This is a genomic window from Hyphococcus sp. (assembly GCF_041986965.1).
Lineage (GTDB): Bacteria > Pseudomonadota > Alphaproteobacteria > Caulobacterales > Parvularculaceae > Hyphococcus.
Map to the genome: position 1 here is coordinate 890923 of NZ_JBHIXB010000001.1, position 22106 is coordinate 913028.

General features: G+C 61.0%; 22 protein-coding genes. 8 read left to right on the plus strand and 14 right to left on the minus strand.

Translation table 11 applies throughout. The features are described 5' to 3' along the window. The 3 genes from ACFC5L_RS04450 to ftsE form a co-directional block, all read right to left on the minus strand. Positions 1–585, minus strand: coding sequence for a YdcF family protein (locus ACFC5L_RS04450; RefSeq protein ID WP_375201485.1), 585 nt, complete (start codon positions 583–585; stop codon positions 1–3). 100 nt (positions 586–685) lie between these two features. Further along, positions 686–1639, minus strand: a complete 954-nt coding sequence (locus tag ACFC5L_RS04455; protein ID WP_375201484.1) for a cell division protein FtsX — start codon at positions 1637–1639, stop codon at positions 686–688. Position 1640: 1 nt separating this feature from the next. Then, positions 1641–2336 carry a cell division ATP-binding protein FtsE gene (gene ftsE / locus ACFC5L_RS04460; protein WP_375201483.1) on the minus strand — a complete coding sequence of 232 codons (696 nt, stop codon included), beginning with the start codon at positions 2334–2336 and terminating at the stop codon, positions 1641–1643. An 80-nt stretch (positions 2337–2416) separates the two neighbouring features. Here ftsE and ACFC5L_RS04465 point away from each other — a divergent pair, with 80 nt between their 5' ends. Continuing rightward, complete coding sequence (locus ACFC5L_RS04465; RefSeq protein ID WP_375201482.1) at positions 2417–3850, plus strand: zinc-ribbon domain-containing protein; 1434 nt, start codon at positions 2417–2419, stop codon at positions 3848–3850. A gap of 4 nt (positions 3851–3854) precedes the next feature. On the opposite strand, the gene ACFC5L_RS04470 is transcribed toward ACFC5L_RS04465, so the two are convergent. Beyond that, a complete protein-coding gene (locus ACFC5L_RS04470) occupies positions 3855–4574 on the minus strand; it encodes a class I SAM-dependent methyltransferase (RefSeq protein WP_375201481.1) in 720 nt (239 codons plus the stop codon). Between the two features lie 139 nt (positions 4575–4713). Between ACFC5L_RS04470 and ACFC5L_RS04475 the strand changes: the two genes are divergently transcribed. Beyond that, positions 4714–5229 carry a phosphoribosyltransferase gene (locus tag ACFC5L_RS04475; protein ID WP_375201480.1) on the plus strand — a complete coding sequence of 172 codons (516 nt, stop codon included), beginning with the start codon at positions 4714–4716 and terminating at the stop codon, positions 5227–5229. Positions 5230–5296: 67 nt separating this feature from the next. Here ACFC5L_RS04475 and ACFC5L_RS04480 read toward each other — a convergent pair whose 3' ends face one another. After that, on the minus strand, positions 5297–5428 hold the full coding sequence (locus tag ACFC5L_RS04480) for a hypothetical protein (RefSeq protein ID WP_375201479.1): 132 nt from the start codon (positions 5426–5428) through the stop codon (positions 5297–5299). Here ACFC5L_RS04480 and ACFC5L_RS04485 point away from each other — a divergent pair. Then, complete coding sequence (locus ACFC5L_RS04485) at positions 5427–6227, plus strand: hypothetical protein (protein ID WP_375201478.1); 801 nt, start codon at positions 5427–5429, stop codon at positions 6225–6227. The two genes, ACFC5L_RS04480 and ACFC5L_RS04485, sit on opposite strands and share 2 nt — an antisense overlap. Before the next feature lie 79 nt (positions 6228–6306). Here the strand turns inward: ACFC5L_RS04485 and ACFC5L_RS04490 are convergent, their stop codons facing one another. Then, positions 6307–8802 (minus strand): DUF4175 domain-containing protein, encoded by a 2496-nt coding sequence (locus ACFC5L_RS04490; RefSeq protein ID WP_375201477.1) that lies wholly within the window; start codon positions 8800–8802, stop codon positions 6307–6309. A gap of 111 nt (positions 8803–8913) precedes the next feature. On the opposite strand from ACFC5L_RS04490, the gene ACFC5L_RS04495 reads away from it, so the two are divergent. Next, on the plus strand, positions 8914–9288 hold the full coding sequence (locus ACFC5L_RS04495) for a DUF5658 family protein (protein WP_375201476.1): 375 nt from the start codon (positions 8914–8916) through the stop codon (positions 9286–9288). Positions 9289–9418: 130 nt separating this feature from the next. Here the strand turns inward: ACFC5L_RS04495 and lysA are convergent, their stop codons facing one another. The 3 genes from lysA to argH are packed head-to-tail and all read right to left on the minus strand — an operon-like array spanning position 9419 to position 12174. After that, complete coding sequence (gene lysA, locus ACFC5L_RS04500; protein ID WP_375201475.1) at positions 9419–10678, minus strand: diaminopimelate decarboxylase; 1260 nt, start codon at positions 10676–10678, stop codon at positions 9419–9421. A gap of 7 nt (positions 10679–10685) precedes the next feature. Then, positions 10686–10796, minus strand: a complete 111-nt coding sequence (gene lptM, locus ACFC5L_RS18225) for an LPS translocon maturation chaperone LptM (RefSeq protein ID WP_445727733.1) — start codon at positions 10794–10796, stop codon at positions 10686–10688. Between the two features lie 4 nt (positions 10797–10800). Next, a complete protein-coding gene (gene argH, locus ACFC5L_RS04505) occupies positions 10801–12174 on the minus strand; it encodes an argininosuccinate lyase (RefSeq protein WP_375201474.1) in 1374 nt (457 codons plus the stop codon). Positions 12175–12251: 77 nt separating this feature from the next. Here argH and ACFC5L_RS04510 point away from each other — a divergent pair, with 77 nt between their 5' ends. From ACFC5L_RS04510 to ACFC5L_RS04520, 3 genes are all read left to right on the plus strand, one after another. Beyond that, entirely contained in the window at positions 12252–12860 is a 609-nt protein-coding gene (locus ACFC5L_RS04510) for a TlpA family protein disulfide reductase (protein ID WP_375201473.1), read from the plus strand. 108 nt (positions 12861–12968) lie between these two features. Beyond that, positions 12969–14645, plus strand: coding sequence for a hypothetical protein (locus tag ACFC5L_RS04515; protein WP_375201472.1), 1677 nt, complete (start codon positions 12969–12971; stop codon positions 14643–14645). A gap of 28 nt (positions 14646–14673) precedes the next feature. After that, on the plus strand, positions 14674–16572 hold the full coding sequence (locus ACFC5L_RS04520) for a hypothetical protein (protein WP_375201471.1): 1899 nt from the start codon (positions 14674–14676) through the stop codon (positions 16570–16572). A gap of 53 nt (positions 16573–16625) precedes the next feature. On the opposite strand, the gene ACFC5L_RS04525 is transcribed toward ACFC5L_RS04520, so the two are convergent. The 3 genes from ACFC5L_RS04525 to ACFC5L_RS04535 all read right to left on the minus strand — a co-directional run bounded on the left by ACFC5L_RS04525 (position 16626) and on the right by ACFC5L_RS04535 (position 18382). Then, the gene (locus tag ACFC5L_RS04525; RefSeq protein ID WP_375201470.1) at positions 16626–16829 is read right to left on the minus strand and encodes a dodecin family protein; all 204 of its coding nucleotides are present in this window, start codon (positions 16827–16829) and stop codon (positions 16626–16628) included. A 125-nt stretch (positions 16830–16954) separates the two neighbouring features. Then, positions 16955–17833 (minus strand): 3-hydroxybutyryl-CoA dehydrogenase, encoded by an 879-nt coding sequence (locus ACFC5L_RS04530; RefSeq protein ID WP_375201469.1) that lies wholly within the window; start codon positions 17831–17833, stop codon positions 16955–16957. Positions 17834–17911: 78 nt separating this feature from the next. Further along, positions 17912–18382 carry a DUF1203 domain-containing protein gene (locus ACFC5L_RS04535; RefSeq protein ID WP_375201468.1) on the minus strand — a complete coding sequence of 157 codons (471 nt, stop codon included), beginning with the start codon at positions 18380–18382 and terminating at the stop codon, positions 17912–17914. A 212-nt stretch (positions 18383–18594) separates the two neighbouring features. On the opposite strand from ACFC5L_RS04535, the gene ACFC5L_RS04540 reads away from it, so the two are divergent. Further along, positions 18595–20175, plus strand: a complete 1581-nt coding sequence (locus tag ACFC5L_RS04540) for a phytoene desaturase family protein (protein ID WP_375201467.1) — start codon at positions 18595–18597, stop codon at positions 20173–20175. An 82-nt stretch (positions 20176–20257) separates the two neighbouring features. Here the strand turns inward: ACFC5L_RS04540 and ACFC5L_RS04545 are convergent, their stop codons facing one another. Both ACFC5L_RS04545 and ACFC5L_RS04550 read right to left on the minus strand, forming a co-directional pair. Next, on the minus strand, positions 20258–21187 hold the full coding sequence (locus ACFC5L_RS04545; protein ID WP_375201466.1) for an electron transfer flavoprotein subunit alpha/FixB family protein: 930 nt from the start codon (positions 21185–21187) through the stop codon (positions 20258–20260). Beyond that, entirely contained in the window at positions 21187–21936 is a 750-nt protein-coding gene (locus tag ACFC5L_RS04550; RefSeq protein ID WP_375201465.1) for an electron transfer flavoprotein subunit beta/FixA family protein, read from the minus strand. Before ACFC5L_RS04550 ends, ACFC5L_RS04545 begins: the two co-directional genes overlap by 1 nt. Positions 21937–22106: the final 170 nt, after the last annotated feature.

The following is a 22106-nucleotide window of genomic DNA, read 5'->3' on the forward strand; positions in this document are numbered from 1 at the left end:
TTAGCGGCCGCCAGCAGGGATCAACGCTTTCACGCGCGCTAAAAGGAACTTCGTATATTCGCCGGCGAGTTTAAGGCCCGCCTGAAGCGAAGCGGGCCGGCCCTGATCGTTGAGATAGCCGGACCCGACAGCATAGGGTATGATTGTCGCATTCGGCATGCGGGCGCGGGTGACGGCGAGCGCGCGCGGCATGTGATAATCGGACGTCACCAGGATGATATTGTTGAACCGATGCGAGGTCGCCCAGGCGTTCAGCTCGCCGGCATTGCCTTCTGTGGAAAGCGCCTCGCGGCCGAGATCGACGCAGCAATCAAACTGATCTTTGGGCCCGACCCAGAAATCCGAAAGCCGCGCTGCAGATGTGTCCGGATGAACGCCGGAGATCAAAAGCCGTTCGCCGGCGCCGTCTGCAAAAATCGCCATCGCGGTGGAAATGCGCGTCCCGCCGCCGCCGGTATAGACCGCCACCCCTTCGACTTTGTCAGGAGCCTGCTCCGCCGGTTTTGGGAGGGCTGCGATAAACAGGACAAGCCCGCCTGCCCAGAGCAGCGCCAATCCGGTCAAAAAAGCTGTCAGCCGTCTCACGCTAATAATCTTTCACCTGCGCCGTCCGGGAATGAGTTTAGCCGAAGGTCGCGGCCCGTTCCAGCGTCGCGCGGTCGCGCCCGGCTCATCCTGCAAGGTGTTAATATTGCTTGCTGAGGGTTTTCAAAACCGTAAGGCGCGCGGTCACGGCTGTGACAAGGCAGGTGGCGACCGGCGCCGCCGCCAGCCAGAGAATCATCCAGCCGCCGAGCCGCAGGGAGGGCAGGAAATTGTCCGCTGCGGGGCTCGAACGCACGGCGAACCCCGCCAGCATCAGCGCCGCCAGCGCCGCAAAGAGGCCCAGCAGCGCGCCCCGAAGGCCGAGGATGAAAAACCGCCGCTGCACTTCCGCGGCGATAAAGCCGTCAGTGGCGCCGACAAGATGGAGTACGGAGACGATTTCGTGATTGGCGGCGAGGCCGGCGCGCGCCGCGAAAATTGAAATGGCGCAGGCCGCGCCCATCACCAGCAGGAAAACGCCAAACGCCATCGCCTGTCCCGATCGGGCGGCGCCGGACAGTCGGTCATGCCAGCGCGCATGGTCGTCAAGGCTTGCCCCCGGCGCCGCTGCGACGATGCGATTGCGCAGAAGGTCCAGATTGTCGCGCAAGGATGGGGCGGCTTTCACTTCGATGATTGCAGGAATGTTCAGGAACGCTTCGGCGTTGCCTTCGCCGAGCCACGGCTCCAAAAGCGCTGCCGTTTCGTCCCGGCTCTTTTCAGTCGCCTCGATCACGCCGTCGGTTTCATTGAGAATGCGCAACGCCGCCTCAACGCCGTTTTCAATTTCGTCGGCGCTCGCCCCTTTGACCTGAACGGTGATTTCCGAGCGTAACGACGATGTCCATTCGCTGGCGGCGCGATTGACGATGAGGAGTGAGGCCATCGCCAGGACGGCGAGAAAAGACATAACGGCGATGACAGCCGTCAGCGGCGCGCCCGCGGCGCCCGCCTCCGGCAGAAGCGGGGCGGCCTGGCGCCTGAAAATACTGCGCCGCGGCGCTTTTACAGCGTCTGCGCCGTCTTCGGTTTCAAACTCATCCGCCTGCGTCATGTTACGCCGCGCCTCCCGCGCCGGCGCTGCGCGTTACCTTTCCGTCAGCGATTCTTAACACGGGCTTGCCGATGGACTGCACGAGATGAAGGTCGTGGGTTGCGACAATCACTGCGGCGCCCAGTTTGTTAAGCTCTACAAACAATTTCATAATGCGCTCGCCCATGGCGGGGTCCACATTCCCCGTGGGTTCGTCTGCAAGGATGAGATCCGGCTTGGAGACAAGCGCCCGCGCCAGCGCCACGCGCTGCTTTTCACCGCCGGAAAGCGTTGGCGGTTTAGCGTCCATGCGATCCCCCAGGCCCACCCAATTTAAGAGTTCGCTTACGTCTTCCCGGTATTGGTTTTGGTTAACGCCTGCGACTTTCATGGGCAGCGCCACATTTTCATAGGCCGTGAGATGATCGAGGAGACGGAATTCCTGGAAGACGACGCCGATGCGCCGGCGCAGTGCGGGCAACGCCTCGCGCGGGGCTTCCGTGGCGTTTTCTCCAAACAGGAAAAACCGGCCGCGCGTCGGCCTGTGGGCGAGATAAATCATTTTCAGGAGCGACGTTTTGCCGGCGCCGGACGGCCCGGTGAGAAAACGGAACTCTCCCTCACGAAGGGTCATGGTGACGTCGCTCAAGGTCTCGGGCGCGTCCTCATAGGAGAGGCCCAGTTCTTCAAATCTGACGATTTCCTTGCCGGCGTCCATGACGATCCTGTTGCAGCGCTTGGCCGCGCGGACCCCCGCGCGCCATTTCACGGCGAACACATAAACGATTCTGGTCTCACATGATAATCACCTGTCCTGAATGCACCACGCGTTATGACGTCGACGACGAGCGGTTTTCCCCAAATGGCCGTTCCGTCCGCTGTTCTTCCTGTGGAGAGAGCTGGTTTGTGCCTGCGCCGGAGCTTCTGGATATGGAGCCGCTGGACAAAAAGCCCCGCAAACGCGCCGCGGACAAGGATGACGACAGGGCCGAACGCGAGGACGACCGGATGTCCGCCCGCGACCAGGGGCGCGACGGCGATGATGAAGATGACGACGAGGATGAGGACAGCCCCGCAGCCCGTCCGCGCATGAAGGTCGGCATCGCTGATGATGAGGGCGATGACGGGGCGGATGAGGACGACGCGGATAAGGGCCGGAAAAGAGCCAAGCCCGCCCGCCGCGACTGGCGCGATGATGAAGATGAGCGCGAGACGGTGTCCGCGACCAAGCGCGGCCGGGGCAGCCGCCGCATCGTCGAAGAGGACGCGGAGGATGACGATGATGATTCGCTGTTCACGTCTCCGGCGCCCCGCAAGGGCCGCGACGAGGATGACGATGAGCCAGCGGAAAAGGGGTGGCGCAAGGGCCGTCAGTTCATCGTCGAAGATGATGACGAGGACGAGGAACGCCGCCCGTTATTCTCTCGCAAACGCAAGGAAAAGCAGGAAGAACGCGAATCCTTGCGTTTCGCCGATGACGAAACGGAAGAGAGCGAAGAGGACCGCTTCAACGCGGCCTATGTTGTCGATGCGGACTGGGAAGATGTCGATGAGGATGACGGCGAACGCTCGCGCGGTTTTGGCCGCAAGATTCGCGCCGAACGCCGCCGCGCGACGGCGCTGGCGCGCATGGAGGATGTGCGTCCGCTCAATCCCGAAGATCTCGATGAAGAGTTTTTCGCTGCGCTGCGCGTGACGCCGCGCGAACTGGAGCGCGCGATTCGCAAGGCGCGCCGGCGCGCGGAAGCGCGCGAGAAAAACCGCCTCACGCCTTTGCGTGTGGTCGGCTGGACGGCCTGGCTGGCTGTCCTCGTTGGAGCGATTTACGTCCTCGTGGTTTATCGCGATGAGATTGTGAAAGTGGCGCCGAAAACGGCTGATGCTTATGCGGTGGTTGGCATTGAAGCGAACCCTTACGGCCTGGCCATTGAAAATGTGCGCCACCGTCTCGCGATGTCGACGAACGGCCCGACGATTGAGATTACCGGCAATCTGCGCAACGAAAGCGAAGGCCTGGTGACGGCGCCGCTGCTTCAGGCGGAAGCGCTCGGGTCGCGCGGCGAATTGCTGGCGCGCTGGACCTTCGCCGCCAATGAAGATGAAGTCGCTCAAGGCGGCATGGTGGATTTTGTCACCCGCGCGCCTGCGCCGGACGGCGTTGCTGAAGTGGCGCTCTCCTTCGCGCCGGAAAAAAGCGTTCTTGAATCGCTGATGCCCGCCAAGGGCGAGTAAGCCCTTACACCGAAGGCTTCACCCACCAGGCTTTTAACGCCACCGATTGCGCGTGTTCGCGCATGGCGCGCATCTTTGGCGCGTCCTTGTTCCAGAAATAAAGCGTCGTGTCGGAGTTGGACGCATGCCGGCCGAGAAAGCAGGCGTCGTCATCTATGCCGGCGGATTCTTTCAGCGTCAGCCCCGCCTTTTCGGCCGCGCGCAGATATTGCGGCACGCGCGCACGATTATACTGGCGTTCGGGATCGTCCTTGTCGGCGGCGTCGGGCAGGTAAAGGTCGATCGCCTGGATCAGCGCGCCGCCGGGCTTCAGGATGCGCGCGCAGTCGGCGAAGGTTTGGTCAAGCGCCGGCTTCGGCACATGCTCCATCACCGAAATCGAGAAGACATAATCGAAATAGCTATCGGGCAGTTGTTTGTCGAAGTCGCCAAGAAAGATCTTCACGGTTTTTACGCGCCGATGCCGGAACAGCTTTTTCGGCCCGCCATCAGCGCCTTCGAATTTGTCCGCATTCCAGCATTCGTTGTTTTTCGAAAGCTGTTGCAGAACGCGCGATTGCCCACCGCCAAATTCGAGAATGCGGCGCCCGCTGACCGTCGCGAGCGCGGACAGAATGAACGTGTCCTGAATATGTTTCAGCCCGCCCTCGCCGCCGGGCATGGGCTTGTTGATCTTCTGGTCGAGCCAGCCCCAATATTCAGCCTTGGTGATGATGTCGTACATGGATTGATGTTTGAAAACAGGACGACGCCCTCTGTGACACAGCCCCCGATACCCGTCAATTCGGGGCGCAGCGTCTGGCGTGCCGGCGGAAATGATTCTATGAGCAATCAAAAGGCAAAATTGGCGGGATGGACTGATTATGCGCACGCTTTTTACGGAAGATGAAATCGCCAGACGGATCGACGAGATGGCGGCGGAAATGGCGCGCGACCTGCCAAAAGATTTCCTGCTTGCGCCGGTCCTGACCGGCGCCTTTATTTTCGCCGCTGATCTCTTGCGCGCGCTTTACCGTCACGGCGCGGATCCTCACGTCGATTTTGTCCAGCTTTCCTCTTATGGCGGCGCGCGCGCGTCGTCAGGCGTCGTCACGCTGCTCAAGGATTTCTCTGTCGATATCAAAGGCCGGACGGTGCTGCTTGTCGATGATGTGCTCGACACCGGGCGCTCGCTGCATTTTGGCAAAGGCATGATCGAAGATCGCGGCGCTAAGGACGTCAAGCTTTGTGTTTTTGTGAAAAAACTCACCGGCCACGCCGAAGACCTAAAATGCGATTATATCGGGTTTGAGGCGCAGGCGGATGATTTCCTCGTCGGCTACGGCATGGATGATGACGGCCGCAAGCGCGGGCTGCCGCTGCTAGGCGCCGCCAACTGAACCGGGATGCTGCGCTGCGGCGTCGCTGCGTAACCTCTCTTCGGAACCGATCACGATCGCGCGTGTTTCAAAAGAACACATAAGAGCCGATCAACCGGAAATCGGTGAAGGAGAGAATGCAATGCACGGAATTATTTATCTTGTAGGCCTTGTCGTCGTGGTGATGGCTATTCTGTCGTTCCTGGGGCTTTAAAGTCATGAGCAGCTCGGAAACCATTGGCGTCGTCGTAACGGACGACGAAGGAAATACGCACTCCTATATGGAATGGGGTGCAGTCTTCGCCGGCGCGTTTGTCGCTTCAGCGATTTCTCTTGTGCTCTTCGCTTTTGGCGGCGGTGTCGGCCTTTCAATTTCGTCGCCCTTTCCGGGGCAGGGAGCGGAAGGAGATACGCTTAGTTATGTCACGATGGCGTGGGTGCTCTTTGTCATGATTTTCAGCTTCATTGCGGGCGGATATATCGCCGGACGGTTGCGCCGGCCCGCGATCGGCGCGACGGCCGACGCGGTGGAATTTCGCGACGGCGCCCACGGGCTCGTCGTATGGGCGACAGGTTTGTTGATCGGCGCGGCTTTGTCCGCGCATATGGCGGCAGGCGCGGCGAGCCTTGGCGCAGCGGCCATGACGGATAATGGCGCAGACGCCGCTATTGTTTTACGCGGCGGCGACGCGGACGCAGATGATCGGGCGACGATCGCCGCGATTTTCGCCAGAACCACGTCGGATGGCGAATTGTCGGGCGATGACAAGGAAGCAGCGGCGGAGATTATCGCCGACAACACCGATCTCACCGAAAGCGAAGCGCGGGCCCGTGTCGATCAATGGGAGACGACGGCCCGGGAAAGCGCAGACAAAGCGCGTAAAGTCGGCGCCATCAGCGCCTTCCTGTTGGGCGCAAGCGCGCTTGTCGCTGCGGCGGGCGCATATTTCGGCGGCGGGCTTGGCGGTCGCCATCGCGATGCAAATGCGCCCTTCCCCTGGACGCGCGCCAGAGCCTGATCAATTTGAAGTCTGGCTTTATCGTAAACCACAAAACGGCGGGCTATCTGGCGCGCCGTTTTGTTTTCGCGCTTACTTTTTAAAACCGTTCCAGCAGCCGTTCCAGATACTCGACTTCGTCTTCGTCGCGGCCGGGTTCGCCGAGACGGCGGCGTAATTCCTCAATCACGGCGCGCGTGCGTCCGGCTTCGCTTTCACCGGGAACTTCCACGCCTTCTCCGGAGATGTTGCCCGCGGGGCGGCCGAGCGGGTCGGCGCCGCGGCCTTCGCGCTCACCCTCACGGCCCTGTCCTTCGCCTTGCGCCTGCCGCATCTGTTCGCGGGCGAGCGCTTCGGCGCCGTCGCGCAAATTTGCGATGGCGCGTTCCATGGCGTCACCCGCCGCGCCGAAATCATCGCCGGCAAGCGCGCCTTCCGCTTCACGCATGGCGCTGCGCGCGCGGCCGAGGGCGCGGCCCGCTTCGCCATTGGGGTCGGCTTCGCTGTCGCCTTCTAGCGCATCCATCAATGCGTCGAGATCGCCGCCAAGCCCGCCTTCACGGGCGGCCAGATCGTCGCCGTTTAATTCGCCGCTCTGGCGTTGTTCGAAGGTTTCATCGGCCAGTTCGCGCTGGCGCCCGATAAGTTCGCCCGCGGCGCCGGCGGGGCCGCCGCGCTCGCCTTCGCCGCTTTGGCCCTGACCGCTCTGGCCTTGTCCGTTTTGTCCGGCGCCGCCTTGCGACAGGCGCAGATTGTTCAGCATGTTTTCAAGGTCGGACAGCATTTGCCGCGCGGCGTTGTTGGCGCCTTGCTGGGAAAGATCGCGGATCGCATCGAGCATGTCGTCGAGATCGGATTGTTCAAGCTGCTGGGCATTTTGCGGCGATTGCTCCATGGGCTGGCCCGATTGCGCGAGCGCCGTCAGATAATCATTCATGGCCTGACGCAACTCTTCGACAAGCCGCTCCACTTCCTCGTCGCTGGCGCCGCGCTCGAGAGCTTGCCGCAAAGCCTCGCGCGCAGCTTCAAGGCGCTGGCGCGCCAGCTCCAACGCTTCGTCTTCCAGTTGCAGGGCGAGGGGCCAGAATTTTTCAACGGCGTCATCATAGTCGTCGCCATTGCGGCGCATCACCCGCCAGAAGGCCGACCGCAACATGAGGTAATGTGTCGGCTTTTCTTCATAGAAAATGTCGGGCGCCATGGTGATGGCGTCGAAGGATCGCGCGGCGCGCCGCCAGTCTTCTGCAGCGACGGCGAGGGTCTGGCGCTGTTCGATAACCGCTTTCGCCACCGGATTGTAAAACATCCGTGTGGGGAGGATTAACGGCGTCTCGCCCGTATCGCCTTCCTGTCCGGCGCCGTCGCGGGCGACGACCTTGGCGAGCACCTGAAGCCCGGCCCAGGGATCGGCCTGAAGATCAAGCGTTGCCGAGCGTTCTCCGCTTGCGCCTCTGACGCCTTCAAGCGGGATCGCGCGGGTCTCGGCGAGCGCGGCGTCATCAAGGGGCGGCGCATCCAGCGGGCGTTCCTGATCGGGATCGAGGCGCATCACCAGCCAGGCGTCGGCGACGCCGTAATCATCCTCGATGGAGACCGTGAATGCGACGCGGGCGTCATCTGTGCGCGCCGGCGGCTCCACAAAGGCGACCATCGGCGCGGCGTCAGCGAGAACGCCGATGGGCCAGCGGCCTTCCTTGCCGCCAAGGGTGAGGCGCAAAAGGCCGCTTTCGCCAATGGCGAGTTCGGCGCGCGCTGCTTGTCTGTCGCGGTCGAAATCGGCGCGTTTGGTCTCGTTCGGCGTTTGATAGGAAAGCCGGATGCGGCCGCCGCCATTGACCTGCGCTTTCAAGACCGACCCTTCGGGCGCTTCGACCTGGTCGGCGTCGACGGGCAGGGCCTGCCCCGCGCGCAACAGATAGATGGGCGCGCGGCCGGCGTAAGCGGGCGGTTCGAGCCATAAATCGGCGACCAGCTTTCCGGCGCCGGCATGGGCCCCCGGGTCGAAGCCGAGGGCGAGGCGGGAAAACGTTTCCTTGCCGCTGGCGATAAGCCCGATGGCGATAAGGCCGAGCGCAATAAAGCGGAGGCCCCACGGGTCGCGCGCTTCAGCGGTGTCGCGCGCGCGTTTGAGCCGCGCCGCCCGGGCCCGCTCTGCGCTCGCTTCCAGATGCGCGCGCCACAGCGGGGAGGCGCTTTCGCTAGCGTTGAACGGGGTGTCGTCCATCGCCTGCAAGGCCGCATGGTCGACATGGCCGTCTTCTTCAAGACGCGCCTGCGCCTCACGCCTCGATGGAAACTCAATGCCTTTCAGCCCGCGATAAAGCAGCGCGGCGAAACCTGTCCCGCCGATCACCAGCGTCAGCCAGTGAACCCAGGATGGCGTGAACTTCCAGAGGTCGCAAAGGCTGATAAAGGCGAAAACAAAAGGAACCGCCAGCGCCGGCAGGATCGCCGGCCACAGCCTTTCCCAAAAGAGGACAAGCCGGGCGGCGAAAATCGCGCCGTCCCCGGGAACGCGCCGGCGTTTGGGGCCTTCAGGCCCTTTGTCAGAAGGCGTTTCCGCCAATGAGTCCGCCTGTGTCACGCTGGTGGTCATACTTCTTGCACAATAGCCTTTGAGGGGGCATTCGTCGACGCCGCCTGTCTTAAAGCTTTCTCAGTCTGGCGCATCGCTGGCGAAAACAGGTTAACGAAACGGGAGATCAGGTTGGTTTTCACCCTCACCTCGTCAAAGCGCCGGCAGCAATTGGGCGAAGATGCGCGCCGGTCCCGCGCCTCCGCCTGGCGTATGGGCGCGGCCTGGCTTCTCGTCGTGATTTATAATCTGGTCGGGATCACGGATATTATCTCCACCGTCATCGCGATCGAAAACGGCGCCGGGGTCGAGGCTAATCCTGTCGTCAACACGATGATGGTGCATGCCGGCGACGGCTGGATCATCGCCAAGCTCGGCCTTCAGGGGCTGATCAGTTTTATGGTGTTGTGGTTCCCGCACTGGATCGTCCTGTTCTTTTTCGCCATGGCGACGACCGGCAACGCGCTGATCGTCTACAACAATTTTTCCATCGCCGGACTAATCTAACACCGCCCTTGGAGTGGTGGATAACTATTCACCGATGCTGGGAAAACCATAAGAATTCATCGGAAGTGATGAATTTTCAAAGGCGCGATTCCCGCACCGGCTGCAAAGCTGTAATGTTAAGACAAGACGCCTAAAGCCAGTCCGGCGTCGCCTCGAGCGCAACGATTTCCTCGAAGCTCGGACGGCGGCGAATGACGGCGTATCGCTCGCCGCTGACCAGCACTTCGGGGATCAGGGGCCGCGTATTATATTGCGACGCCTGCACCGCGCCATAGGCGCCCGCCGACATGATCGCGGCGAGGTCGCCCGGCTTCATTTCCGGCAGCGTGCGCTGTTTTGCAAAAAAGTCGCTCGACTCACAAACGGGGCCGACAACGTCATAGGTCGTTGGCGCCGCGTCTTCATTCTTGATCACCGGTAAAATGTCGTGATGGGCGTCATAAAGCGCCGGGCGTATCAAGTCGTTCATCGCCGCGTCGACAATCAGGAATTTGCGCGCGACGCCTTCCTTCACATAGACGACGCGGGTCACCAGAATGCCGGCATTGCCGGCGATCATGCGGCCAGGCTCGAAGATGAGGCGAACGCCCAGGGGCGCTGTGAGTTTCTTGATCAGCGCGGCGTAATCGTCGGGATGCGGCGGCGCAGCAGTGTTTCCATAGGGAATGCCGAGCCCGCCGCCGACATCAAGGCGCTCAATAGCGCAGCCATCGGCGCGTAAATTGCTGATCAGCCCGGCTGTCTTGGTAAAGGCCGCTTCAAACGGCGCGAGGTCGGCGATCTGTGATCCGATGTGAAGGTCGACGCCGACCACATCGACGCCTTTCATGTCGCGGGCCCGCGCATAAAGTCCGCGCGCTTCTTCCCAGGCGACGCCGAACTTGTCTTCCTTGCGGCCGGTGGAGATTTTGTCGTGCCCGCCGGCGGCGACATCCGGATTGACGCGCAGGGCGACAGGCGCGCGCTTGTTGATCTCAAGCGCCAGCGCATTCAGCGCATCGAGTTCGGGCGCCGATTCCACATTGAATTGATAGATCCCGGCTTCAAGGGCGGCTCTCATTTCATCGCCGGTTTTCCCGACGCCGGAAAAAACGATTTTTTCAGGCGCGATGCCGGCTTTCAGGGCGCGCATCAGTTCGCCGCCGGAAACAACGTCGGCGCCCGCGCCTTCGCTGGCGAGCACTTTTAAAACCGCGAGATTGGAGTTCGCCTTGACCGAAAAGGCGACGAGCGGATCGGCGTCGCCAAACGCTTTTTGAAAAACCTGCATATGGCGGCGCAGGGTCGCTTCGGAATAGACATAAAAAGGCGCGCCGATGGCGTCGGCGAGCGACGTCACATCAACATCTTCCGCATGAAGGCGGCCGTTGCGGTAATCGAAATGGTGCAAGGCGCGCCTACCGGATCAGGGATTGTTCTTCGGGCTTTTCCGGCGCGCGCAACGGCGCCTTCTTGCCGCAAGCGGAAACAGCGAAGGAAAGAGCAAGAATGAGCAATAAGGCGCGCATGGGGCTACTCCTTTTTCAGCGCGTCGATCCAGCGCTCGGCTTCACGCTTAACATTTTCCGGCGCCGTCCCGCCATAGGCTTTGCGCGAGGCGGCGGATGCGTCGACGGAAAGCACATTGAAAATGTCGTCGGTGATGTTCGGTTCGACGGCCTGCATGTCGGCGAGCGCAAGCTGGTCGAGCCGTTTGCCCGCTTGTTCGGCGACAGCGACGATGCGGCCGGTGACGTGATGGGCGTCGCGGAACGGCATGCCGAGTTCGCGCACCAGCCAGTCGGCGATATCGGTGGCGGTGGAAAAGCCCCGCGCCGCCGCTTCTTTCATGGCTGTGCGGTTCGGCTGTAAATCGCGCACCATGCCGGTCATGGCGGAAAGCGCGAGGGCGAGCGCGTCGACCGCCTCGAACGTCGCGGCTTTGTCTTCCTGCAAGTCCTTCGCGTAGGCGAGCGGCAGCGCCTTCATCACCGACAGCAGTGAATTGAGAGACCCGTTGATGCGGCCGGTTTTGGCGCGCACGAGTTCGGCGGCGTCGGGGTTGCGCTTTTGCGGCATGATGGACGAGCCGGTGGAAAAGGCGTCGGTGAGCGAGGCGAAGCCGAATTGCGGCGACGTCCACAACACGATTTCTTCGGCGAGGCGCGACAGATGCACCGCCGCGATCGCCGCCGCCGATAAAAGCTCCAGCGCAAAGTCGCGTGAGGAAACGCCGTCGAGCGAATTGGCGCAAGGCCGGTCAAAGCCGAGCGCCTTTGCGGTGGCGTCCCGGTCGATGGGGAAGGGCGTTCCGGCGAGCGCCGCCGAGCCGAGCGGATTTTCGTTCATCCGCTCACGCGCATCCATGAAGCGGCCGGCGTCGCGCGAGAACATCTCCACATAGGCGAGCAGGTGATGGCCGAAGGTGACGGGCTGCGCCGTCTGCAAATGCGTAAAGCCGGGCATGATCGCGTCGTTATGTTCCAGGGCGCGCTCGGCCAGGGCCGCCATCAGATCGCCCAGCGCTGATGCTGCGTCCTCGCAGGCGCCGCGGCACCAGAGGCGGAAATCCGTCGCCACCTGGTCGTTGCGCGAGCGCGCGGTGTGGAGCCGGCCGGCGGAGGGGCCGACAATCTCCTTCAAGCGCGCCTCGATATTCATGTGAATGTCTTCGAGCGCTTTCGAAAAGTTGAACGTCCCGGCCTCGATCTCGCCCGCCACCTGGTCTAGGCCTTTGAGGATCGCGTCGGCGTCGGCGCGCGAAATAATCCCGGCCTCGGCCAGCATCGCCGCATGGGCTTTCGATCCGGCGATGTCCTCGCGCCAGAGCCGCTTGTCGATATCGATGGAGGCGTTGATCGCCTCCATGATTTCCGCGGGGCCCTGAGAAAAGCGCCCGCCCCACATTTGGTTCTCGGGTCCTTGGTTTTGCGGCCGTTCGGTTTTATCTGACATAAATTCTAACAGGTTCTGGAGCGTAACTGGTGTCTTCTCTACTCAAACAACCGCGGTTCTGGCTTCTCCTCTGGGGCGGCCTCGGTGCGGCGCTCCTCCTCTACGTCATCGTGAGCGCGAGTGTAAGCCCAAAGGGGCAAAGCGCCGCTTCGGCGCTGGATCGCGACCAATCGCTTTTGACCGGGGAGATGGCCGACTTTGTCTATACCTTCCCGCCGCGCGGCGCGCCGGACGCCTTCTTTCTTTATGAGGGTGAAAATATGACGCTTGCGGATTTTCGCGGGCGCGCGGTGCTGGTCAATTTCTGGGCGACAACCTGTGCGCCCTGTCTCGTGGAGCTGCCGTCGCTTGACGCCCTTGAGGGCGATCTTGGCGGCGCGCGTTTTGAAGTGGTGGCGGTCGCCGCCGATCCGCGCGGACCGGAAACGGCGCAGGCGTTTCTCGACCGGCTGGAGATCAAGAATCTGAAACTCTACGCCGATCCCAGAATGACCTTCGCTTTTTCGGCGGGCGGCGCAGACATTTTGCCCACCAGCATTCTCTATAGCGCCAAGGGTGAGGAAATTGGCCGTATTGTCGGAGAGGTCGACTGGTCGGCCCCGGAAACCCGGCGGCTGATCGAATCCGTTCTGCCCTGAACCTAGGCTTCATCCGCCAACCCCGATATAGGGGAGGCGCGATATTCATCCGAGGGGGCCGCGCCTGCGATGCGCAGGACGGACTTAAACGTCGAGGGAGACGATTTCATGAAATTATCCAACATCCTGCTGGCCGGCGTCGCATCGCTTGCGCTTTTGTCCTGTGGAAAAAAAGACGAAGCCGCAGACGCACCGAAATCGGAATCGAGCCAGCAGGCGGCGAAAGCGGACGCCGGTTCGCCCCTTGATCAGCGGTTCACGCTCAAGGGCGCGGAGGCCGTCGATATCGATGCGCTTTTGTCGCTGATGCCTGAAGACGAGCGGCCGACCTATGAAACCTCGCGCTTTGACGACAAGCTCGGCGCCACGGTGGTTGAAAATCTGCGCTTCGCCGACGCTGAAGATGGTGAAGGGGTCGCCGTCGCGCGCGCCGAATTCTACGGCGTCGACATGGGCGCCATCGAGCGCATCCGCAGCGCAGACGAGGCTGGCCCTGATGCGCCTTTCGAAACGGTCTTTCAGAAAGTGCGTTTCCTCGATGTCTCTTCATTCGGGCTGGAAGAAGACGAGGCTTCGATCCAGATGACGATCGGCGGCGTCGAATTCGACAAGCTTCAAATTCGCCAGGGCGGCGTTGAAGGCGACGGAGAAGGCGATGAGGGCGCGCGCTTTTTCAACGCCGTCAATCTCGCAGGGCTCTATTTCAAGGATATGGAATTTGCATCGGAGACTGAAGAGACCCCCACGGTGGCGTTTGCAGCGCCCGACTTGCGGTTGGTCGGTCTTGGCGGCGGACGCATCAGCGCGATCATTGCAAATGATTTCGCCTATGACATGAAACACAGCGCCCAATCCCTCGCAGCGCTCAGCGAAGCGATGGGCCCTCAGGGCGCCTTGTTCCTCTCTGGTCCGCTGGCTGGCTTTGTTGCGCCGGAAAGTCAGGAAGTCTCGATGGAGAGCCTTGAATGGCGGGACATCGACTTTTCAGGTCTGCTTGCCTGGGGCTTAAAAGATGAGAAGCCTCCCATGACGGAAAAAGACCTTCTCGATCTCGGCACGATGAAGGCGACGAACATGGAAAGCCGCGTCAACGGCAAGCTTGCGGCGACCGTTGAAGAGGCGACGGTTTCCGCAGCGGAATTCACCTGGATGATTCCGTCGAACATTCGCGCCGACACCAAAGGCGCCGTTTATGACTTCACGGCCTATGTTCCGGAGACGGAGGAAGAGGCGCTGAAAATTCTCAAGGACAGCAATCTCGACAAAGTCAAAGGTGACGGCAGCGCAAGCTGGGCGTGGAACGAAAAAAGCGGCGCTGCGGATTTCACCTATGACGCCAGTCTCGACAAGGTTGCGGGTTTCAGCGCCAGCGCCGCGTTTTCCAATCTGAAACTTGATGAAATCGCCGCCGCGATGGAAGAGGGTGAAAGCGATACTGTCCTGTCAAAAGGCGCGCTCAAGAACTTCTCTTTCAAGGTTGAGGACGAAAAGGCGCTGGATGCGATTTTCGCGCTGGCCGCCTTGCAAATGGGCGGCACGGGTGAGGATTTGCGCATGTCCGCGCCGGCCATGATCCGTCTTTCCGGTTCCCAACTGGCGCAGATGAACCCGGTCATGACCGATTATGTGAATGCGGTGGCGGATTTTGTCGCCAAGGGCGGGTCTTTGGAAATCGCGGCGAAACCGGCGGAGCCCGTGCCGTTCATGTCCTTGCAGGCGACTGGCGCCGCCGCGCCGCAGACCGTTCCGGACATGCTCGGTCTGACCGTGACGCACAAGGAATAAGCGGCTAACCTGTCCTAGGCGCCCGGCCATGGTGGGACGGGCGCCGGCCGTCGCGGGCGACTATCGTTTCGTCATCGCCGGGCAAGCCGCGTTGCGCGAAAAGGGGGATATTATGCCGACTTTGAAACTGAAGCCGACCTTCGCCCGTGCGGGCAGAAATCTGCTCTGCGCTTCTGCGGCGGTCTTTGCGCTTCATGCCTGTGCGACGGCGCCGTCGCCATTGACCGCTGAGGATCTTCTCGTTGCGCCCTATGCGTTGCGCGGTGGTGAGGCCTTTGACGTGGACCGGATGTTCGCCGCCTTGCCGGACTGGCTGATCGTTGATCACGGCGGCGCCAGTTTCGATCCCGGCCTTGGCGCCATGGTGGTGAGCGATGTCACCTTTGCCTTTGCGTCCGCGCCCGAGGCGCGATTGCGCGCAGACCGGGCGGTGATATGGGGCGCCGATGCAGCGGCGATGGAGACGGTTTTTTCAGGCTCCGGCAGCCTCACCGATATGGCGCCGCTGCTTGATCGCCTGTCGTTTGAGAATGTTACATCGGAAGGCCTGCAATGGGAGACGGGAACGGAAAACGCCTCGCTCTCCTTGCAGAAATTCGTCATCGACGGACTTGCCGCGCGCTCTTATGCGCTCGCGCCGAAACCGGGCGCTGACGAAGGCGCAGGCGTTTTGCGCCATATTGCGGCGGTCATGGGCGCCTTTTCATATGACGGCGTCGCCTATTCCGGCTTTTCTTTAAAACTCAACAACAGCCAGGGCGACAAGGTCGCCTTTGATGTCGCTGAAGCGTTTGCGCGCGGCTACCGGTCGGGCGATGTCGACTATCAGAGTGTTTCCGGCCTCGCCATGACGGCGGAAAGCTTCGGCGGCGAACCGCTTGTCGAAGTTTCAGGAAAGAAAGAGTCCGAAAAGGCCGCCGCGGACCATCCATACGCGAAAATTCTCAATCGGCCCCCCGCGGAAACGGCGCGCGATATTGTGCGCCACCCGACGGCGTTTCTGGCGGCTGCGGCAGGCGGCGGCGTGCTCGCCTATGAGATTGACGGAACCGAAGCGCGCAATGTGAGTATTTCAAAAGCGCTTGCCTGGCTTGCGAAATGGGAGCTGCCGCCGATCAGCGAAACCGATCTCATTGATCTCGGCCAGCAGACCATGACCGGTTATCGTCAGATCTGGAACGGTCAGCCCTATTACACTATTGAGTCCGCCGACATCAGCGCAGCGGATTTCTACTGGCTTGTGCCGTCTCACTATGAAGTCGCGTATCAGGGGTTCACCTATGACATGGGCGTCATGATGGACCAGACGCGCTACAGCATGGGGCCGGGCATGGCGACCGAAGCGGCGCCGCAATTTGAGCAGATGGCGGAAACGCTGTCGGCGCTTGGTCTGGAAAGGATCGCCGGCGACGGGGATCTTGTCTGGCGCTGGAATGGCGAGACCGGCGATGCGGCGCTGGCGACGAGCGGCGACATTATCGATAATTTTTCGCTCGCTTATGGCGTCAATGTGGGTGGGCCGTCGCTGGTTGAATGGGACGTTATGGCCCGTGATGAAACGCTGGCGAAAGATGCAGTCGGCGGCATGACGTTGCAGGGCGCTGATTTCGCCTTCACCGATAGTGGCTTCGTTGATCGTGCGTTCGCCTTCGCCGCTGCGCAAAACGGCGCCGGATCGGGAGAAGAGTTGCGTCAGGCCGTTTCCGGCATGGTGCGCGTTTCAGGTCTCCAGGCCGGACAGATGAATCCGCGGCTGACCGCTTATGCGCAAGCCTTTGCCGACTTTCTTGACAATGGCGGCACGATCTCCGCAACGGCCGCGCCTGCGGCGCCGGTCGAGTTCATGACCTTGCAGGCGGCGTCCCAAACCGCGCCGCAGACCTTGCCGGATCTGCTCAACCTCACGGTGACGCACACAGAAGAATAAAAAAACGGCCGCCTGAAAAGGCGGCCGTTTTTCGTCATTGGTCTTGTTCTCGCCTAATCGTCAAGAACGAACGTCACTTTCAACATGACGCGATATTCCTTGATCTTGCCTTTATCGAGGATGATGGACTGGTCCTTGACCCAGGCGCCTTCGACATTTTTCAGCGTTTTGTTGGCGCGGTCGATGCCTTGTTCAATGGCGTCTTTGAAACCTTTGGGCGATCCGGAGATGATTTCCGTAACTCGTGCGACAGCCATGTGATGCTCCTCCTTTATGTTATCGCGCGCGAATGGCGGGCGCGTCGGAGAATTAGAGCGCTTTTCCGGGGCGTGTGCAAACCGCCGGAAACAGGTTTCAGCTTTTTAATTCAAAAGCTTCGCGATTACCGGGTCGGCGCCGGCGTGTCGCCGGAATAGTCGTAAAAACCGCGGCCGGTTTTACGTCCAAGCCAGCCGGCTTCGACATATTTTACAAGCAACGGACACGGACGATATTTGGAATCTGCAAGCCCTTCATAAAGCACCTGCATGATCGCAAGGCAGATATCGAGGCCGATAAAGTCGGCGAGCTCGAGCGGACCCATAGGATGATTGGCGCCCAGCTTCATGCCGGTGTCGATGGCCTCAACGGAGCCGACGCCTTCGTAAAGCGTGTAGATCGCTTCATTGATCATGGGCATCAGGATGCGGTTGACGATGAAGGCCGGAAAGTCCTCTGAAACCGTCATGGTTTTGTTGAGGCTTGCGACCACTTCTTTCGTGGCTTCGAAAGTTTCCTTCGCCGTGGCGATGCCGCGGATCACCTCGACGAGTTTCATCACCGGCACCGGGTTCATGAAGTGAATGCCGATGAAATTTTCAGGCTTTTCGGTGCCCGCCGCGAGGCCGGTGATCGACAGCGACGAGGTGTTGGAGGCGAGAATGGCGGTGGGTTTCAACACGCCTTTCAGGCTTGCGAAGATTTCTTTCTTGACGGCCTGCACTTCGCTCGCCGCCTCAATGACGAGGTCGCAATCGGAAAGCGCGGCGACGTCGGTGGCGCTTTTGATGCGCGCAAAAGCGGCTTTTTCATCCGCCTCTGTGAGGAGGCCCTTGGCGGTTTGGCGCGCGAGGTTTTTGGCGATCGACGACATCGCGGCTTCAAGCTGGCCGGCGCTGATGTCGGTGAGGATGACGTCATAACCGGCGGCGGCGAAAACATGGGCGATGCCGCGTCCCATTTGACCTGCGCCGATGACACCGACCGTTTTGATTTTGCTCATATCCTTCGCGCTCCGCCTCTTCCCTTGGGCGGCGGATACTGCACCGCAACATTGGAGAGGGCAAGAGCGCCATGCGGCTCAGGCGCCGCGACGAATTTCCGCGGCGAAACAGCCATGGGCGGCGTTGTGAGCGTGGATATAGGCGACATTATCGTCGCTGAAAGCGGTTTCAATTTTATCGATCGCATCACCGTTGAGGGCGAGGCTTGCCCCGACCAGATGACCGCCAGCATTGAAATGCCTGAGGGCGATGGGGCGGCCTATGAACACCGGCGGCAAGGCGTTTTCAAAATGCGCGGCGTCGGCGGCGCTTTCACGCACATAAATCGCATAGGACGAGCGGTAGGGCGTCGCCGCCTTGTGGCTTTCGTAGTTCAACAGCAAAAGGCTTTCCCCGGGGTCGGCGTCTTCGAGCGTTATACGGCACGGAAAGCCGGGTTTTGACGTCGCGGTTTTGCGGATGACGCCGCGTTGTTTGAGTTCTTCGTCGGGAAGACCGAACAATGGCGCGAACTTCGCGCGCTCAAGTCCTGTGATGATGAATGACATAGCACGTTCCTGTTTTTGTGAGCGTGTTATCTCCAGAAAATCAGGCCCCAGCCACCCGGTTCTTGCGGGCCCAGGAAGTTGTCCGTCAAATGAAAAGCATATCAAAAACAGACGATTGCAACGTCGTTGATGACGGTCAATGTGCAGCTTTCACTTATCGGAGTAAGGATAACTCAGGGCCGGCGCCGGTCAGACGGCAAAGGGGAGACGAAATGAACGACGCCAAGCGCGATCAATTCGCAAAAGACTGGGATGTCATTGTTATCGGGTCGGGGATGGGGGGCATGGCTACGGCGAGCGCGCTGTCGCAAACCGGCCACAAGGTGCTGCTTCTCGAACAATACCAGACGCTCGGCGGTCAGACCCACAGTTTTTCACGAGACGGCTTTCGCTGGGATGCAGGCATTCACTATTTGAGCGGTTTTGCGCCCGACGATCCCTACCGCAAGGCGCTCGATTGGCTCTGCGACACCCCCATAGAGCTGGCGCCGATGGGCGCCGTTTATGATTATCTCCATCTTGGCGATACCGAGCCTCTCGCTCTTTCGCGGCCCTATGAAGCGCAAATCCGTGATTTAAAGGAACGCTTCCCGAGCGAAGCGGAAACAATCGACGCCTGGTTTGACGCTGTGCACAAGGCCCGGGAGGCGGCGCTTGCGGTGTTTCAGATCCGGGCGATACCGCAACCCTTTAGTGAGGTCATCGAATGGTGGAAAAGCAAGTCCATTAAACAATGGTGTGGACGGACTATCGCGGAAGTCGCCGCCGACATCTCGGACAATCCGCAACTCACAAATGCGCTTGTCGCCCAGTGGGGCGATCATGGCGGGCGCCCGAGCCTTGCGAGTTTTGCAGTTCACGCGCTCGTCGCGCATTCCTATCTTGAATGCGGGGCGTGGTATCCGGTCGGCGGCGCCGCCGTCATCGCCGAACACATGTTGCCCGTCATTACCAAGGCAGGCGGTGAGGTGCGCCCGGGCGTCCGGGTTGAAACACTGCTGATGGAGAAGGGGCGCGTCATTGGCGTGCGGACCGCTGACGGTGAAGAGATTTACGCTGACGTCGTCGTCTCCAATATCGGCGCCCGGGAAACGGTGGACCGGCTGTTGCCGGATGGTCATGGCGAAGATGAATGGGTGCGCGAGATTCGCTCCTTCGGTCCGAGCCTTTGCCATTTCTCTTTGTTTCTCGGTTTCGAAGGCGACATCGAGGCGACCGGCGCCACAAAAGCCAATCACTGGCTCTATCCGACCGGCGAGACGGACGTCATCTGGACCGATGCGCCCAACGGGACGCCGCCGGGTATGTTTGCCTCTTTTGCCTCGCTGAAAGACACCGCCCATGACCCCGGCCCGAAGCAGCGGCATTCAGGTGAATTGATCGCCTGGACGGACTGGTCGGTTGTCGCGCGGTGGGCGGATGCGCCGCCGGGTGAGCGAGGAGAAGACTACGCAGCCTTCAAGGCGCAGGTTGAAGAAAAACTGTTCGAACAGTTTAAGGCCTATTTTCCGGAGCTTGCCGAACTGGTCGTCTTCAAGGAGCCTTCAACGCCGCTGGCGACCGCTGCGATTACCGGCCACCGGGAAGGCGCCTTCTATGGTCTTGAGGCCACGCCGGCGCGAATGCTGTCGGATGCGCTGCGCATGAAAACGCCTTTAAAAGGGCTCTATCTTTCCGGTCAGGATGTGCTCTCGCCGGGTGTGCCTGGCGCCATGTGGGGCGGCATCCTTTGCGCGTCGAGCATCGATCCCAAGGTGATGGTGCGCCGTGCAAAAGCGGCGAAGGAGAGCTGACAGCGATAAAGACCTTGCTTGACCAGCGTAAAGAAAAAGCCCCGCCGAAGCGGGGCTTTTGATTTTTGCCTTTTTGCGTCGCTTAGAGCGCGTCGTTTAATTCCGGCAGCGCTTTGAAGAGGTCCGCCACCAAGCCGTAATCGGCGACCTGGAAGATCGGCGCCTCTTCGTCCTTGTTGATGGCGACGATGACTTTGGAGTCCTTCATGCCCGCAAGGTGCTGGATCGCGCCGGAAATGCCGACCGCGATGTAAAGCTCCGGCGCGACGACCTTGCCGGTTTGTCCGACCTGATAATCGTTCGGGACATAACCCGCATCGACGGCGGCGCGTGAGGCGCCGACGGCGGCGCCGAGCTTGTCGGCGACCGGGAAAATGTATTTCTCGAAATTCTCGTAAGAGCCGAGGGCGCGCCCGCCGGAGATGACGATCTTGGCGCCGGTGAGTTCCGGGCGCTCGGACTTCGTCAGCTCTTCGCCTACGAATGACGACAGGCCCGGATCGCCCGCCGCATCGAGGCTCACAACTTCAGCCGAACCGCCTTCGCCTGCGGCGTTGAACGATGTCGCGCGCACGGTGATGACTTTCTTGGGGTCCGACGACTTCACCGTTTGCATGGCGTTGCCGGCGTAGATCGGACGCACGAAAGTGTCCGGCGCCTCGACCGCGACGATTTCCGAAATCTGCATGACGTCCAGCAGCGCGGCGACGCGCGGCATGACGTTCTTGCCTGTCGTGGCGGCCGATTTCAGGATCGCGTCATAATCGCCCGCGACCGACACAATGAGATCGGCGAAAGGCTCGGCAAGGCGGTGGGCGTATTGCTCGCCATCGGCATGGAGCACTTTTCTGACGCCGTCGATTTTCGAGGCCGCTGCGGCGGCGTCGCCCGCGCCCGATCCGGCGACGAGGATATCGACATCGCCGCCAATGGCCTTGGCCGCGGTGACGGTTTTGTGGGTGGACTCGTCAATCGAGTTTCCGTGAACGTCTGCAACAACGAGAACCGCCATCAGATCACTCCCGCTTCATTTTTCAGTTTCGATACAAGCTCGGCGACATCGGCGACTTTTACGCCGGCTTCGCGTTTCGGCGGCTCGGTGACTTTCACCGTTTCAAGACGCGGCGCGATGTCGACGCCGTAATCGCCGACTTCTTTTGCGTCGAGCGGCTTCTTCTTCGCTTTCATGATGTTCGGCAGCGAGGCGTAACGCGGCTCGTTGAGGCGAAGGTCGGTGGTGACAATGGCGGGAAGATTTATTGCAATCGTCTGCAGGCCGCCGTCGATCTCGCGCGTGACATTGGCCTTGCCGTCCGCGATTTTCACTTCTGATGCGAAAGTGCCCTGGGCCCAGCCAAGAAGCGCAGCCAACATCTGGCCCGTCTGGTTGGAATCATCGTCGATCGCCTGCTTGCCGAGAATGACAAGCTCCGGTTTTTCTTCTTCCACGACCGCTTTCAGGAGTTTCGCCACGCCAAGCGGCTCGACGGTTTCTTCTGTTTTGATCAGGATCGCCCGGTCCGCGCCCATGGCGAGCGCCTGGCGCAACTGGTCCTGGGCTTTTTCGGGGCCGATGGAGATGGCGACGATCTCTTCCGCCGTGCCGGCTTCCTTCAGGCGAACCGCTTCCTCGACGGCGATTTCGTCGAACGGGTTCATGGACATTTTCACATTGGCGAGGTCGACGCCGGTCTGGTCCGATTTCACGCGTACTTTGACGTTGTAGTCGATCACGCGTTTCACGGGCACGAGAACTTTCATCTCTTCTGCTCCTGCGGGCGGTTGGGGAACGGCCGTCCGGCCGGGCCGGGGGCGCTTGGGTCGCGCGGACCATAGTCGCGGGCCTTCAAGCTTTCAACGGTCAAAGGCGCCACAATCCAGAGAGTTCCATCAGCGGGCGAAAGCCGCAAAAAACAAGCCGTCCGCCAGCC

Bases quoted from the DNA above. Each gene is read 5' to 3' on its own strand.
- ACFC5L_RS04455 (WP_375201484.1), bottom strand. From the start codon at position 1,639: ATGACGCAGGCGGATGAGTTTGAAACCGAAGACGGCGCAGACGCTGTA.
- ftsE (WP_375201483.1), bottom strand. From the start codon at position 2,336: ATGGACGCCGGCAAGGAAATCGTCAGATTTGAAGAACTGGGCCTCTCC.
- ACFC5L_RS04465 (WP_375201482.1), top strand. From the start codon at position 2,417: ATGATAATCACCTGTCCTGAATGCACCACGCGTTATGACGTCGACGAC.
- ACFC5L_RS04470 (WP_375201481.1), bottom strand. From the start codon at position 4,574: ATGTACGACATCATCACCAAGGCTGAATATTGGGGCTGGCTCGACCAG.
- ACFC5L_RS04475 (WP_375201480.1), top strand. From the start codon at position 4,714: ATGCGCACGCTTTTTACGGAAGATGAAATCGCCAGACGGATCGACGAG.
- ACFC5L_RS04485 (WP_375201478.1), top strand. From the start codon at position 5,427: ATGAGCAGCTCGGAAACCATTGGCGTCGTCGTAACGGACGACGAAGGA.
- ACFC5L_RS04480 (WP_375201479.1), bottom strand. From the start codon at position 5,428: ATGACTTTAAAGCCCCAGGAACGACAGAATAGCCATCACCACGACGAC.
- ACFC5L_RS04490 (WP_375201477.1), bottom strand. From the start codon at position 8,802: ATGACCACCAGCGTGACACAGGCGGACTCATTGGCGGAAACGCCTTCT.
- lptM (WP_445727733.1), bottom strand. From the start codon at position 10,796: ATGCGCGCCTTATTGCTCATTCTTGCTCTTTCCTTCGCTGTTTCCGCT.
- argH (WP_375201474.1), bottom strand. From the start codon at position 12,174: ATGTGGGGCGGGCGCTTTTCTCAGGGCCCCGCGGAAATCATGGAGGCG.
- ACFC5L_RS04515 (WP_375201472.1), top strand. From the start codon at position 12,969: ATGAAATTATCCAACATCCTGCTGGCCGGCGTCGCATCGCTTGCGCTT.
- ACFC5L_RS04520 (WP_375201471.1), top strand. From the start codon at position 14,674: ATGGTGGGACGGGCGCCGGCCGTCGCGGGCGACTATCGTTTCGTCATC.
- ACFC5L_RS04525 (WP_375201470.1), bottom strand. From the start codon at position 16,829: ATGGCTGTCGCACGAGTTACGGAAATCATCTCCGGATCGCCCAAAGGT.
- ACFC5L_RS04530 (WP_375201469.1), bottom strand. From the start codon at position 17,833: ATGAGCAAAATCAAAACGGTCGGTGTCATCGGCGCAGGTCAAATGGGA.
- ACFC5L_RS04535 (WP_375201468.1), bottom strand. From the start codon at position 18,382: ATGTCATTCATCATCACAGGACTTGAGCGCGCGAAGTTCGCGCCATTG.
- ACFC5L_RS04540 (WP_375201467.1), top strand. From the start codon at position 18,595: ATGAACGACGCCAAGCGCGATCAATTCGCAAAAGACTGGGATGTCATT.
- ACFC5L_RS04545 (WP_375201466.1), bottom strand. From the start codon at position 21,187: ATGGCGGTTCTCGTTGTTGCAGACGTTCACGGAAACTCGATTGACGAG.
- ACFC5L_RS04550 (WP_375201465.1), bottom strand. From the start codon at position 21,936: ATGAAAGTTCTCGTGCCCGTGAAACGCGTGATCGACTACAACGTCAAA.